Source organism: Desulfomonile tiedjei DSM 6799 (assembly GCF_000266945.1).
GTDB classification, from domain to species: Bacteria; Desulfobacterota; Desulfomonilia; order Desulfomonilales; family Desulfomonilaceae; genus Desulfomonile; species Desulfomonile tiedjei.
On the sequence record NC_018025.1, the window covers coordinates 3933153 to 3947452 of the forward strand.

Sequence of the window (14300 nt, forward strand, 5' to 3'; positions counted from 1 at the left end):
TTCCTGCAGGGCTTGAATCCCATGATTCCTGCCCTGCAGATTCCTTCAAATTATGCGATTTTCTTCAGCCTCTATGCTGGCTTAACCCTTCATCATGGCAAGAGGAATCAAGGTTTTTCCTCTTTTCTGCGCTGTTTCCATGATCAAGTCCCGCGGAGTGGCAGGAGGTTCTCGACGTTCTTCGGGGGGTTTGGTCATCAAAGACATCGCGCCCGTACTACAGGTAGTCACGCACAGCCCACATCCAATGCAGCGATCACGATCGATGGTTGCAACTTGCTCGGAATCTATCGAAATGGCATCCATCTGACATCTGTCCAGACAGATTTCGCATCCTGAACAGGTGTCTGCATCAGCTACCGCATAATAGTTGGTGATTACCTTTTCGGCGGGTTTGGAGTGAAGCTTTATGGACCGTAATATACCGCAGCAATCTCCACAGCAATTGCAGAGCCCGCCGGGATTCTGAGCATTGAATGGTTGCGGGACAAGCCCGGCCTCGTCACATCGATCTATGATCCGCAGTGCTTCTTCATGGTCTATCCATCGCGCTATGCCTCTGTCGACATAATAATCTCCATGGGATCCGAATATGAGGCAGACCTCAAGGGGTTTGTCACACCCGGATTCACTCAGACCTTGCTGAACTCTGCAGATGCAGTTCGCTACGGAGATTCGTTTCTGGCTGCTCACAATTTTCCGAATATCTTCATACGGGGCAACGGACCACGACTGCTGAATTGCCCGTCCGACCGGTATGGTTCTCAGAGGAGGATTCTCACCGATTCCCTGTTTTCCGAAGGCTTCTACAAAGTATTGTTCCATGAGATCTGCGAATTCCCGGTCCATACCCTTGAGCTGGAATTCATACGATCCGACCACAAAAGGAACTGCTCCATACTGGACAGAATCGCCTTTCCGGAGCCTGAATATGAGCCCCTTGTCAAACATGCGCTCCAGAATTTTCGTCACTTTCTCAGGGTCTTCTTTGATTCGGTCGGCCACGGATTGAGGCGTCTCGAGCATCATGCTGAGATTCAAGAACATCAGTGCTTCTTCTTCAGTAAACAATTTCTGCAAGAGTTTGATTTCAACTCCGGACTCGGTCGAGGGAAAGCCTACCGAGTACTGATCCAATTGTTCCCTCAAATCATGGTAAACCTGCTCAGTCATTTCCTCCTCCTTTCGGCCTTACGCGTGCGGGAGATCTTATCACTGCCACATGAAAGATGATAGTCTCAAGGCTGGGTAATTCGCTATTGGGTGGGAAATGTGGGGCGGTAATTCAGAAAAGAGGAGCCTTCCATCATTTTCCTGAAAGCACTCTGCTTACCTTGCCGTATTCCTTCGCATTTTCTCCGGGATGGCTTTGACCCATTTCAACCTTCTCGGCCCAAGCCGCGCACATACTGTTCCGCACCGTGTGCGAGTCCCTGGGCAACGGCATCCAAATACTCGGGAGTAGTCAGGCTCCTTCGATCCCTTCCATTGCTCAAAAATGCGCATTCTACGAGAATTGCAGGCATCTTTGCTCCCAACAGAACATAAAACGGAGCGCGTTTGACGCCTCTGTCCCGGATACCGAATTTTCTGCGCTTTAAACTAGTTGCCATAGCTTTGTGAAGTGTATTTGCCAGTTCTTCGGATTCCGTCTTCTTCGAGGTGACCATGAGATCGAGCAAGGTTGCTTCCAGATCGGTCATCTTGACAAGCGGAATCCCGTTCTCTTTTGCAGCCAGTCTCATGGCCCGGGGAGAACCAGCTTTATCCAGATAAAATGTTTCTATACCTTTGGATGTCCCATCCGTTGCCGCATTGCAATGGATAGAAACGAACAGGTCTGCACCCACGGAATTTGCTACTGCGGTCCTTTCCGGAAGTGCCAGGCTTTTATCGTCTTCTCTGGTGAGAACGACTCGAAACATGCTGCCTTTCGCCTCCAAAGCGGTCTTGAGCCGTTTCGAGACTTCCAGGGTGATATCTTTCTCTTTTAGGCTGCCGTCGCGAGACACCGCGCCGGGATCTTTTCCACCGTGTCCCGGGTCTATCACGATGGTGAAAATCTTACATTTGTCCCGGTGTTTTGCACGAAGATCCTGAGATGCATCCGTTGGAGGGAGAGAAGCTATGCGTTCCGGAGGCGAACGTCTCTCGGCTGATTCGAGATATAGAGGATTACCCTGGAGCGCGGGTCGGGGCTTCCATTTAGCAGCATTGTTAAGAGATTTCGGATCGGCCGCAACGTGTGTGCTCGCGAGTTTGTCCGATTTCTCGGCAGCACGCTCCAGCGGCTGTTGGGAAACCGCTGAAGCATTGGGCATACTTGAAGACGGGCAAGCCATAGTATTGGACCTGCCGCTCTGTTTGAGCTTCAGGGTGTGCGCTTCTTTGGCAGCCTTCAAACCCTTCATGAAATATGGACCTGTACGACATACGCGACTAAAATCGTTCAGGTATCGTATCGCCTTGTCCAGATCTTCGGGTTTTCCGCTCACTTTGTATAATTCGAGACTCGCCTTCCCTGCATAGTACAGGGTCTGCTTCGAGGCGGGTTTCCCTGTGACATGAGCGAGTACGAACGCGTTGATTACGGAATTCCACTGTTCTCTGTCCCCGGAGCGATCCCGACAGAGCCGTTCCAATTCCTGTTGGGCAGCGACAAACGAGAGACGCTTTTGAAGCATTCCAGGAGCCGACGAAACCATAATAAACGGGACAATAAGAACGAAGCAGTAAACGTACGCCTTAAGAAGAGGACCAATCTTCTTTGAAATACGTCGCATTTTTCCTGAACACCAGTGAACAACCGGTCCGCACCCGGATATGACACGGTGTTCGATTACAGATGAAGCAGCTTTTCGAAAAACAGTCTTATGCTGAATTATCATGAGGCAACAGGCTGATTCCGGAATTGTGTACAGGCGCATGTAAAGGAAGTGAGTCGGGGAGACCTTTCGTGAAGAGAAAAGCTCCCCATATGTTCGAAATGTGCACGTATCAGTCCAATATCTTTTTCCAGAGTGTCCTTTTCTCGGGTTTCATCTTTTTTACCGGTGCATGCCTGACCGCCACCACTTCGCTGGAAGTATCGTTAATGGGAGTGCAGGACTGAAGGATTTTCTCATGTAACTCTGCAGGTATAACGATTCTTGAGTTTCTCAATTTCCACATCAGGCTTTTCCTCCTCGCTGGTCTGAAATTACTTTAGCACAATAATAATAAGATATTCAATTCATTTTCTAGAAATTGGATTAACTAATTTCTTTTGACCGGTACCGAATCCCCTGTTAGACTCTTCAGATGTGGGACAACCTTTCGCCAAAATTGTCCTAATGATTTGAAAACTCCGAATGGAAATAGTTTCAATATGAGTGACGAGAAAGAACAAAAAGCCGGTTTTTTTAAGCGGCTCTTCCGCAGAGACAGAATAGAAGAGGTTGAGCCGGAAGCTCCCGCGGCTCCCCCAATCCCTGAACCCGAACCGGAACCTGAGCCGGAACCTGAGCCGGAGGTCGAGGTTCTCGCCCCCGAAGAACCGGAGGAACAAAAGCCAAGCATTTTCAGACTGAAAAAGGGTCTGGTCAAAACCCGAAAGGGATTTCTCGGCGGTCTCAACGAGGTTCTCCTCGGAAAAAAACAGCTTGACGAACAGATGGTTGTCCGGCTCGAAGAACTGCTTGTCACGTCGGATATAGGAGTAAAGACGGCGTATCAACTGTTGGAAAGTGTGCAAGACCGCATCAAGCGAAGGGAAGTCCACGACCCGGAAATGGTTGTTCACCATTTGAAATCGGTCATGAAAGACATGCTTTCCGAAGTCGAGGCCCCATTGCGAGTTGGCTACGGGTCAGAGCCCTTTGTGGTCATGGTAATCGGCGTGAACGGGTCCGGCAAGACAACGACCATCGCCAAAATAGCAGCACGGCATAAAGCTGCGGGCCGAAAGGTTCTCGTAGCGGCAGGCGATACGTTCCGAGCCGCTGCAGTGGAACAACTCCAGATCTGGGCGGATCGCGTCGGCTGTTCCATAGTAAAAGGAAAAGAAAAAGCCGATCCTTCGTCTGTAGTTTTTGAGGCCATGGATCGCGCCATCAAAGAGGATTTTGAACTGGTACTGGTAGATACTGCAGGGAGACTCCATACTCGAGTGCCGTTGATGGAAGAACTCAAAAAAGTCAAAAGGACTATGGAGAAAAAACTTCAGTCAGCTCCCCAGGAAACGCTTCTGGTGATCGATTCTTCCATGGGCCAGAATGCAATTCTCCAAGCGAGAACGTTCAATGAGGCCATTCCCATCACCGGCATAGCGCTCACGAAACTCGATGGAACGGCAAAAGGCGGCGTTGTCGTGGGAATGTCCAACGAGCTGAAAATCCCTATCCGGTACGTGGGAATCGGGGAAAAAATGGACGATCTCCGGGACTTCAACGCAGGAGAATTTGTAGAAGCCCTCTTCACAGGGGTCGATATTTCAGACGAAGAATAGTATGTATACCATGCGCTTCTAAAGAGTTAATATCGAGGAAACCCTTCTTGGAAGAAGTGTTTCCCCGAGCCCCTTCCCAAGAACTTCTAATATTCGTCCAAATCACGATTTTTTCAAGAGAAAAAACCGTGATTTGGACAAGTGTTAAAAGTTTTTTGGAAGGGTTTGGGGAACCTTTTTAACAAAAAGGTTCCCCAATATTAATGCCTTGGAAGCGAATCGGTATTACATCGATTACTGAGGGAGCATTGATGGAGACATTTGAGGTGAAGTCCAATGGGAGAGTCCAGTTTTTGGACATAACTTCCCGCGTCCGGGACACTATATCAGCAAGCGGTGTTCAGGACGGGCTGGCGATTGTTTTCGTGCCGCACACCACTGCGGGCGTGACCATAAACGAAGCGGCAGATCCTTCCGTGGCCCAGGACATTCAAGAGAAACTGGGAAAACTGGTGCCTCATTCAGATTCGTACAGGCACGCGGAGGGCAATTCCGATGCTCATATCAAGGCCTCCATCGTGGGCAGTTCGGTGACCATTATCATTGCAGACGGTAAACCGGTCCTGGGAACGTGGCAGGGTGTTTTTTTCTGCGAATTCGACGGCCCCAGGAGCAGGAAAGTATTCGTCCGGATCGTGGCTGCATGACAGAAACACAAAAATCCAAACAAAAAGAAGAGAGCGTCGTGGAGATCTTCACTGACGGCGCTTGCAGCGGCAATCCCGGTCCGGGCGGATGGGCTGCCATATTGCGGTACAAAGGCGTGGTAAAACAGATCAGCGGCTCGGAACGGTTAACCACAAACAACCGTATGGAATTGACCGCGGCAATCAAGGCATTGGAAGCTCTGAAACGGCCTTCCGTGGTACGCATGACCACCGACTCTCAGTACATCATGAAGGGTATCACCCAGTGGATCAAATCGTGGAAACGTAACGGTTGGATCAACTCACAGAAGAAGCCGGTCAAGAATGTCGACCTTTGGGAAAAGCTGGATGCCGCTGTCTCCAAACATAAGGTAGAATGGCAGTGGGTCCGGGGCCACAATAACCACGAAGAAAACGAATTGGCCGATGCCCTTGCAAGAAAGGCAATGATCGATTCGGCACGTTGAAATGCTGTCTTCAGTCCTCTGGTCCTGTAGGATGCGGTGACCATAGGGAACCGCATCGTTCGAGGTTTCTTTTTCAATCAATGCGGTTTGTTGCGCTTACCATATCCTGCTCAAAAGACGTAATACTATTCGCGCCAATATCAAATGAGATTCCTAGACGAGGCTGCCGACCTTGCAACAGATCCGCCCATTTCAAATTGCCATCGTCTTCCTTCTGAGCTTGGCATGCGCAGTGGAATCGGGTATTGCCGGAGACTTTGGATTTGACTCTCACAAATACTGGTTCGTGTATGAGACGGCTATTTTCTATCTCACAACAATTGTTGTCGAGTGCCTTGTGGCGTATGCGTTTCTCAGATGGCCCCGAAAGACTACTATCCACCTGTTCTTTTGGATTCTGGTCATAAATGTGATCACGAGTCCTATTGCTCCATTCGGGCCATTCATTCTTAAGACTTCAGGGATACTGAAATTTGGGGATAATACGCCCGCAATTATGTTGATCAGCGAATTCATAGTGGGATTTTTGGAATGGGTATTCCTCTACTGGATATGCACCCGTATGCGAATCAATAAAGTAATAGACGAGCATGTCACAGAAGAACGCGCCTTCTTGATTGTATTGGTTGGGAATATAGCGAGCTTGGGCTTGACTATTCTTTTCGCCTGCCTCTTACATCGCATGCTTTTTTCGATGTACTACTGAAACGGCGGGGCTGCAGTGGGGTGGAGAGAACCCTACAAGAAGGGCTCTCTCAGACTTGATTCCATCAAAATGGAGATTTGCGAAGAATACTCTGCTCTCTGGCCGGCCCCACGGAAATCAAGTTCACAGGAGTCCCGGTGAGATGTTCGATTGTTTCAACGTAATCCCGTGCGTTCTTGGGCAGATCGTCAAAAGATCTGCAGTAGGAAAGCGGTTCGTCCCATCCTTTGACTTCTCTGAATTTGGGGACTACCCGATTGAGGTCCTCTATATTTGCAGGAACCCTGTCCACGGCCTTGCCGTCGAGTTCATACGATGTACAGATGCGAATAGGATTGACCCCTGTAAGCACGTCCATTTTGGTGAGTGCTATGCCGGTTAACCCGTTGAGTCTCACGCTGTGGTTCACCACTACCAGGTCGAGCCATCCGCACCTGCGGGGTCTGCCCGTCGTGGCGCCGAATTCCGCGCCGATCTTCCGAATCTGTTCGCCCAGTTCGTCGTTCAATTCCGTCGGAAAACCGCCGGCTCCCACTCTTGTGGAATATGCCTTTACCACTCCCCAGACGTTTTCAATCCTCGTGGGGCTCACTCCACTGCCGCAGCATACGTTGCCTGCCACCACATTTGAGGATGTGACGTATGGATACGTCCCGTGATCGATGTCCAGGAGGGTTCCCTGTGCACCCTCAAAAAGCACCCGGCTGCCTTCGGAAATTCGGGTGTGCAGGATGTGCGAAGCGTCCATGATATGCGGCAGCAATTGCTGACCGTAATCCAAATATTGTTCGATCACCTGATCGGCATCGATCTTGGGAAGATTGAACCTGTGCTGAATGAGAAAATTCTTCTCCTCTAGAGCAATCCGCACTCTCCGGGTCAAGACATCCGGCCTGAGCAGATCCCCTACCCGTATTCCCATACGAGACGCTTTATCTTCGTAACAGGGCCCTATGCCCCGGCCGGTGGTTCCGATCCTGGAGTTTCCGAGAATCTCTTCCCTGCCCAGATCGATAGCCTTATGATAAGGCATGATCACATGGGCTCTATCGGAAATGATCAGTTGTTTATCTTGTTGAAAATAGCCCCTTTCGCGCAGGGTCTCTTTTTCGTGCAAGAGTACGGACGGATCCACGACCATCCCGTTGGCAATTATGTTGAGAGTGTCAGGGTACAGTATTCCGGACGGAATGAGATGCACGATTATCTGTTCGCCGCCGACTTTCAAAGTATGGCCGGCGTTGTTTCCGCCCTGGAATCTCACGACCACTTCCGCACGGCCCGTGAGGAGATCCACCACCTTCCCTTTTCCTTCATCGCCCCATTGAGTTCCTACTATAACAAGAGTGCTCAAGATTTCATGCCTTTCTCGTAATCTTTTCGATTCGTATGTCTTGTGCGCTGGTTATCAATACAAAATCACCTGCTTGACACTGAGAATACCGTCTATTCCTCGTATGGATTCGAGCGTGATTTCGTCTGCAGGTGTATCTATATTGATTATCGACATGGCCTGGCCGCCGATTTTATCCCGCGAGAGATTCATCTGCGCTATGTTGATACGGCTGCGAGCCAAAGCCCCTGAAATACCAGCTATCATACCCGGCACGTCCTTGTTCGCAACCACAAGCATCGCTCCGGTAGGGACTGCTTCTGTGACGAAATCGTCAATACCTATGATCCGCGGCTCCATTCCGATTCGAGGAATGAGAGCGCCCAGGACGTTGACCTTCGTACCGTCCGGGGAAGAAGTCCGAATTCCCACGGTGGACCCGTAAAAGGGGCTTGTCTTCGATGTTGTCTCAGAGACCTGGATACCTCGTTTTTCGGCGATGGCCGGGGCACTCACATCATTGACGTTCGGCCCTTCAGACCAGGTCAGGAGACCGACCAGCACAGCGTTCGTCACCGGCTTCACGTCCCATTGAGCGATTTCACCACAAAACACCGTCTCCAGAGCAACTATCGGACCTGGCGCAAGCTGTGCCATAAATCGTCCGAGTCGCCCTGCAAGATCGAGGTACGGCTCAAGTTTCGGCCGGAGGCTCGGATCGATTGTCGGAGCATTCACGGCATTGCGCACAAGCCCTTTTTCCAGGTAATCGATCATCTGGCCGGCTACGGCTACGGCAACATTGATTTGCGCCTCTGTTGTGGAAGCGCCGAGGTGCGGAGTCGCAATCACTCGAGGATGCTTCACCAGAGGGTTGTCCTTTGGCGGGGTCACGGTATAAACATCGAGTGATGCAGCCGCTATTTTGCCGGATTCCAGTGCATCGAGAAGTGCTGCTTCGTCAACTATTCCTCCGCGGGCACAGTTTACGACAACAGCTCCTGTCTTCATTTTTGCAAATGCAGCAGCATTGAGCAGACCCCTGGTCTCCGACGTCAAAGGCGTATGAACCGTGATAACGTCACTCTTACGGAAAATCTCTTCCAGCGAAGTTAACTTGGCTCCAATCTGCGCGGCAGCTTGAGGTGTCGTCACGGGATCGTACCCGAGAACGTTCATTTTCAACGCTCGTGAAGCCCTCTTGGCCACCAGACTGCCCACCTGGCCCAAACCGATCACCCCAAGAGTCTTGCCGGTGAGTTCGCGTCCCTGGAATTTCTTCTTTTCCCATTTTCCCAGTTTCACGGACTCCACCGCCTGAGGAATATGGCGAAATGCAGCCATGATAAGGCTCAAAGTATGCTCCGCGGTCGCCATAGAATTCCCGCCGGGAGTGTTCATCACCACGATCCCTTTGCGAGTGGCTTCGGGAACATCGACATTGTCCAGGCCGGAACCCGCTCTTCCGATCACCTTGAGGTTGGATGCGGCGGCGATTATATCGGCCGTTACTTTAGTTGCGCTCCGAATAACCAGACCGTGATACTTGCCGATAACCTTCTTGAGTCCTTCCGGCGAAAGGTCGGTTGCGACGTCAACATCGCACCAATCACGTGCTCGGAAGAGTTCTATCCCTTTCTCGTGCAAATTATCCGATACCAGAATGTGATAGCGCTCCATGTCGCCGCCTGATGTAAATTACGGAATCGGTCAGCCGTTCTTTTGGGCAAAAGTCTTCATGAAGTCTACGAGGCTCTGCACACCATCCAGACCAAGCGCGTTGTAAATGGAAGCTCTGCATCCTCCCACAGATCTGTGACCCTTGAGTCCGCCAAGCCCGACCTTTCCGGCTTCGGCAACAAATTTCTTCTCGAGATCCTCGTCCGGAAGCCGGAACGTCACGTTCATCAGGGACCTGCTGTCCTTTTCGGCTGTGGGACGGTAAAAATCCGTAGAATCGAGATAGCCGTAGAGAAGGTCCGCTTTTTCACGGTTTCGGCGCTCCATGGCGTCCAGTCCGCCAATGGATTCTTCTATCCACTTGAGTACAAGCTGAACAATATAGATGGCCAGACACGGCGGTGTGTTGTAAAGAGAATTCTTATCTGCATGAGTCGAGTACCGCAGCATGGTAGGCACATCTTTGGAAGCTCTCTCGAGCATATCTTCGCGGATAATGACCACGGTTACTCCCGCCGGCCCAAGATTCTTCTGAGCACCTGCATAGATCAGCCCGAATGGCGATGCATCGAACGATCTGCACAACATATCCGAAGACATATCGGAAACCAGAGGAACTCCGCCACCATCCGGAAATTGAGCCCATTGAGTGCCTTCGATAGTATTGTTGGAAGTGAAATGCAGATACGCAGCGGAAGGATTCACTGAGAATTTCTTTGGAATGTAAGAATAATTCTTGTCTTCACTCGAGGCGATTACGTTGCAGGTTTTCTTCAAAATTTCCGCTTCCTTGATCGCCTTTTTTGCCCAGGAGCCAGTGTTGATATAATCCGCGGATGAGCCTTCCGGAAGCAGGTTCATGGGGACCATAAAGAATTGGGAACTCGCCCCACCCTGGAGAAACAGAATCTTAAAGTTGTCCGATAGTTTCAGAAGCCTTTTGAACCGAACGATCGCATCATTGAGAACATCCTCGAACAGCGCAGATCTATGGCTGATCTCGGATATGGACATTCCCGAACCCTTGAAGTTGATGAATTCCTGTTGAACTTCCTTCAACACTTGTAACGGCAATGCCGCAGGCCCAGGATTGAAATTGAAAATACGATCCGCCATGGCTAAACTACCTCCTGCCCGGTTTGGAATCTGGACGAATGCACACAAGCACATTAATTTACATCAGCAATACTGAGATTTCAACACCTTTTCACCTGAACACCCGCTCGGTGTTCATCACATTGATTCGCTTTTCTTTTCATAATCTGGGAGGAGGCTGGAGGTATCCTTCGCTCCGGACGACGCAAAGCCGTCTAATCACTCCGCCCAGGATACCCCAGCCTTCGCAATGTTTGTGCATAACTGCGAAACTGTATCTGACGAGGAATTCTGGTTCGTTGAACGTTTCGGCATTTTATGGCAATATCATTTCGTTGACATGCTTGCTTCCGGAGGCGTCCCTATGAAGGACATCGAGAGTATTCTTTACAGCCTCATCCCGTTGGTTCTGATCATCTTGTTTTCATGGCTCTTCAGCTTTCTGGGATCGAAGATGAAAAAACCTTCCGAGAATGGGGACCAGGTTCCCGGTAGGGTTCTAGGAGATCGTTTCTTCGATCTAATGAAAGAAGAAGAATCCGAAGAAGTCCCGCAACAACGCCAGCCCCAGACTCCTCAGCCGGGGATTACCATTCCTCAAGGAAGCGGCGCTCCGCTCGTTTCAGCCAAACCCATAACCCCCAAATGGTGGGGAGCATGATGGCGTTCCGCACGTGGAAAAGAAGCGGCATTTTTCTGTTTCTCGTTTTCTTGATTCAGTTCGGTCTGGAGAGCAACGTCTTCGCTCAGGCAACGGAATCCGAAGCCTCGAAAGATATCAAACGAGAAGGCGGCGAGCTTGCCTGGGAGATACCCGGAAGAATAGCAATTTACGATTTGCAGTTCGGGCCGGCCTTATTCAAAGACGACAAGTTCCAGTTTGTCGCAAATACGAGAACTTTCAATACGGACCAGTATCCCGATAGACTGACACTCATGATCCGTTTTTCGTACGTCGGATCGCGATCGGAGAGCCCGCTCAAATTCGTGATAAAGCTACCCAATTCCAGGCAGTACGAAGAAACCGTGCACCTCACGAACAAACGAGGCAATCATACCTACCATTTCACCGTTCAGCGACCGACCGATTTTCTAGGAGCTGGATCGGTGTACATTTATTACGGGTTCAACATAGTGGATGTGTTGGATTTCACAATTGTCCCGGGTTCTTAATAGTTTTTTGTCGGCTGAATTGGTCTAACGAACACGAGTATAGCAAATGTCAGAATTTTTGTCCGATTGCGAAAAGCGCTTCTCGAAGACCGGTAGGTGCCGTGCCTCCGTGCCGGCACATTTTTCATAATAAATCGACCAGTTCGGTCCGGCAGAGACGCCGGACCCTACCATTCCTTATTAAGCGAAGAAGGAAGGGTGTTCAAAAGGTCGGAAATTATGTCAACTGCCATATCATCCCCACCTTCCCTGCACTTCGACGGATTGAAGGATGCTCCGCATCGCGGCCACCCACGAGAAACCTTCAGGTCGGAAGCAAATACTCCTAATATTCCAGAGGTACAGCATAAAACAGGACTGCAAAAAAGTGAAAGATGCTTCCAGCTAGTACAAAAAGATGCCAAACGGCATGGTGATACGGCAATCTATGCCAGACGTAGAAGATAATCCCGAAAGTATAAGCAAGCCCCCCTGCGAGCAGAAGCATCATCCCGGGTGGCGCTACAGCCACGAGCATTTGTTTGATAGCCACAACAACGGCCCACCCCATGATGACATACAATCCGACTGAAATACCAACCCATTGACGAAGCAAAGCTGTCTGAACGATTATCCCCAAAAAAGCAAGTCCCCAGACAATGCCAAAAAGAGACCAGCCCCATGGCCCTCTGAGATTTACCAATGTAAATGGAGTGTACGTGCCTGCAATGAGAAGAAAGATCGATGAATGATCGATGATCCGCATAAACGCTTTTACACTCGGGTTTTGTATTCCGTGATATAATGTGGACGCTGTGTAGAGAAGAATTAGCGTCATTCCGAAAACGACACAACTGATAATGCGCCAGATATTTCCCGATTCACTTGAAGACAGTATCAAAATAACCATGCCTGTGATGGAAAAAAGGATTCCAAGCAAGTGAGTAAGGCTGTTCGCAACCTCTTCTCTAATACTATAACGCCCTGAAATTGTTCTTGTATTCACATAATCTCCAAATCTATCGTCATACTTGACCTTTCATCAGCTTTGAAGTGATGAGTTCACAAGAAAATCATCACCAAAATGGCATTATACTTAGTTTGTATGTGTTTTCAACAAAGCAACATGCGAGAGCGTAAATCTTACAGATTCCACGCGACGGATGCGATTTTTCGATGATGCAGCACGGACAATGCCGGAAATTCATGAAGCCGAACATTTGCTGAATCCGGAGGATTGCACGAATTCATCTCCTCACTTTGAGTGAATTTGTGCACGGATCACAAAACAGCTTGACATCTCTCGACCAGTGTTGATAGGATTTGTTTGATAGTCTTTTATTCTTAGTCCAAACCAACGTGCTTTGGGGAAGTCGGTGAAAGACCGACGCTGCCCCGCAGCTGTGACCGTGAACGAAATCCGCTAATAGCCACTGGAAGAAATTCTTTCGGGAAGGCGCGGAGACTAGGTCGAAACGGAAGCCAGAATACCCAAGCATGAAGGTCACCGAAGATGTCCTGCGCGGGCGGGATGGGTGAAAGCACGCAGACCACCCTCTTTCGCCCCAACGCGCGAAGGAGGGTTTTTTGGTTTCAGGCTGTACTCGTTTCTAAAATGAAGAGCAGGTAAGGAAACCCCAGGTTCCGATGGCGCCGGAACCCAGGGCAAGCGGGAATCTCATGTGCATTCCCTTCCCGCCATTATCCAAGCCTAAGCTCCTCAAGTCAACATCACTTTTTCTCGGCATGTTTGGACGGCCAAACAGCAGGTGTCGAAGTTTATCCGTATCTACCGCTGCACATTGGAGCCGGAACTGGAAGAAAAGGCAGGACATTGAGCCTGCTGTTCATTCCAGAATGGTGAGTGCAATCCGGATCATTTTTGGGTGAGAGTTTTGTCTCATGAGGAGGAATCCAATGAAGAGGAGTTTTATAGGATTAGTCGTCACACTTATCGGTCTATCGTTAGGTGTTCAGATGCAATGCCAGGCGGGCGGTATTTGCCCACCTCCAGGCTATTCGTCAATGCCATACACTCCGGGCTATATTGGCCCCCAGTCCCCATATCCAACCATGCCGGCGAACCCCGGCCACATGTCGCGGCGTGGAGGAGCCTGCAATCAGGCACCTCTTTCGTGTGTCCCTGTTCCCCACAAAGTTAGATCGTTTTCTGGGCCGGAATCCGTACACGACCCCAAACTCGTACCACTCTATGTTCGTGATCCCGGGCCGGTCAGACCTATCATTCAATGTACGGTGGGGCTGGCTGGAGCGGCGTTGGCATTGCCTTTCAGAATTGCCGAAATACTGTGCCCTGTTCCCAGAGGAACATGCAAGCCAGTGAATGCGCCTTCCTGCGGTCCAAATTATCCTGTTCCGCAGAGAGTGTCCGGTTGTTATCCGACGCAATCTCCCGCTGGTTGTTTTCCTGTTTGTCGGAGACCTGTTACCTGCGCTCCGGGCGGGCCTGCGGTTGCGCCGCTACCGCCGGTACCTTGTGTACCGACATGCAGTCCAAACCTTCCACCGATGCTTGTGGAAGAGTACCAGTTTCCGGCGCTGGCCCCCCAAAACCTCTTATCAGGAATCTGGAATTTGCCGGGAAGTCTGCTCCGAAATGGAAGATTTGCCGGAGACATTCACAAAGCTTCTCCGTGTGCTCCACCTATTTGTCGGTAGCCGATGCGAGGCTGTCGAGTTCAATTTCCCTGAGGACATATTAATCGGAGATGCA

The 14300-nt window shown here is 50.2% G+C and carries 14 protein-coding genes and 1 riboswitch; of the genes, 8 read left to right on the plus strand and 6 right to left on the minus strand.

From position 1 onward, the window contains the following. Window positions 1–81 precede the first annotated feature (81 nt). Both DESTI_RS16620 and DESTI_RS29050 read right to left on the minus strand, forming a co-directional pair. Window positions 82–1173 (minus strand): 4Fe-4S dicluster-binding protein, encoded by a 1092-nt coding sequence (locus DESTI_RS16620; protein ID WP_014811130.1) that lies wholly within the window; start codon window positions 1171–1173, stop codon window positions 82–84. A gap of 206 nt (window positions 1174–1379) precedes the next feature. Further along, window positions 1380–2783, minus strand: a complete 1404-nt coding sequence (locus DESTI_RS29050; protein WP_157212188.1) for an N-acetylmuramoyl-L-alanine amidase family protein — start codon at window positions 2781–2783, stop codon at window positions 1380–1382. A 173-nt stretch (window positions 2784–2956) separates the two neighbouring features. Between DESTI_RS29050 and DESTI_RS30820 the strand changes: the two genes are divergently transcribed. From DESTI_RS30820 to DESTI_RS16645, 5 genes are all read left to right on the plus strand, one after another. Beyond that, the gene (locus DESTI_RS30820) at window positions 2957–3112 is read left to right on the plus strand and encodes a hypothetical protein (protein WP_157212189.1); all 156 of its coding nucleotides are present in this window, start codon (window positions 2957–2959) and stop codon (window positions 3110–3112) included. 255 nt (window positions 3113–3367) lie between these two features. After that, window positions 3368–4486 carry a signal recognition particle-docking protein FtsY gene (gene ftsY, locus DESTI_RS16630; protein WP_014811133.1) on the plus strand — a complete coding sequence of 373 codons (1119 nt, stop codon included), beginning with the start codon at window positions 3368–3370 and terminating at the stop codon, window positions 4484–4486. A gap of 248 nt (window positions 4487–4734) precedes the next feature. Continuing rightward, window positions 4735–5133 carry a secondary thiamine-phosphate synthase enzyme YjbQ gene (locus tag DESTI_RS16635; RefSeq protein ID WP_041287256.1) on the plus strand — a complete coding sequence of 133 codons (399 nt, stop codon included), beginning with the start codon at window positions 4735–4737 and terminating at the stop codon, window positions 5131–5133. After that, window positions 5130–5600, plus strand: coding sequence for a ribonuclease HI (gene rnhA / locus DESTI_RS16640; protein WP_014811135.1), 471 nt, complete (start codon window positions 5130–5132; stop codon window positions 5598–5600). The genes DESTI_RS16635 and rnhA overlap by 4 nt, the downstream gene beginning before the upstream one ends. A gap of 172 nt (window positions 5601–5772) precedes the next feature. Further along, window positions 5773–6306 (plus strand): hypothetical protein, encoded by a 534-nt coding sequence (locus tag DESTI_RS16645; RefSeq protein WP_041286262.1) that lies wholly within the window; start codon window positions 5773–5775, stop codon window positions 6304–6306. A gap of 64 nt (window positions 6307–6370) precedes the next feature. On the opposite strand, the gene DESTI_RS16650 is transcribed toward DESTI_RS16645, so the two are convergent. Genes DESTI_RS16650 through serC form a run of 3 tightly spaced genes read right to left on the minus strand, consistent with a single transcriptional unit; the run spans window position 6371 to window position 10435 of the window. Then, on the minus strand, window positions 6371–7660 hold the full coding sequence (locus DESTI_RS16650; protein ID WP_014811136.1) for an adenylosuccinate synthase: 1290 nt from the start codon (window positions 7658–7660) through the stop codon (window positions 6371–6373). A 54-nt stretch (window positions 7661–7714) separates the two neighbouring features. Further along, complete coding sequence (gene serA / locus DESTI_RS16655) at window positions 7715–9319, minus strand: phosphoglycerate dehydrogenase (RefSeq protein ID WP_014811137.1); 1605 nt, start codon at window positions 9317–9319, stop codon at window positions 7715–7717. A 30-nt stretch (window positions 9320–9349) separates the two neighbouring features. Further along, on the minus strand, window positions 9350–10435 hold the full coding sequence (serC, locus tag DESTI_RS16660) for a 3-phosphoserine/phosphohydroxythreonine transaminase (RefSeq protein ID WP_014811138.1): 1086 nt from the start codon (window positions 10433–10435) through the stop codon (window positions 9350–9352). Between the two features lie 343 nt (window positions 10436–10778). Here serC and DESTI_RS16665 point away from each other — a divergent pair, with 343 nt between their 5' ends. Beyond that, entirely contained in the window at window positions 10779–11075 is a 297-nt protein-coding gene (locus DESTI_RS16665; protein WP_014811139.1) for a hypothetical protein, read from the plus strand. Further along, window positions 11072–11587 (plus strand): hypothetical protein, encoded by a 516-nt coding sequence (locus DESTI_RS16670; RefSeq protein ID WP_014811140.1) that lies wholly within the window; start codon window positions 11072–11074, stop codon window positions 11585–11587. Before DESTI_RS16665 ends, DESTI_RS16670 begins: the two co-directional genes overlap by 4 nt. A gap of 325 nt (window positions 11588–11912) precedes the next feature. Here the strand turns inward: DESTI_RS16670 and trhA are convergent, their stop codons facing one another. Next, window positions 11913–12572: a PAQR family membrane homeostasis protein TrhA gene (gene trhA / locus DESTI_RS16675; RefSeq protein WP_014811141.1), complete on the minus strand. Its 660-nt coding sequence runs from the start codon at window positions 12570–12572 to the stop codon at window positions 11913–11915. Between the two features lie 319 nt (window positions 12573–12891). After that, window positions 12892–13079: riboswitch (cobalamin riboswitch) on the plus strand. A gap of 404 nt (window positions 13080–13483) precedes the next feature. Here trhA and DESTI_RS30825 point away from each other — a divergent pair. Beyond that, complete coding sequence (locus tag DESTI_RS30825) at window positions 13484–14245, plus strand: hypothetical protein (RefSeq protein ID WP_014811143.1); 762 nt, start codon at window positions 13484–13486, stop codon at window positions 14243–14245. Window positions 14246–14300: the final 55 nt, after the last annotated feature.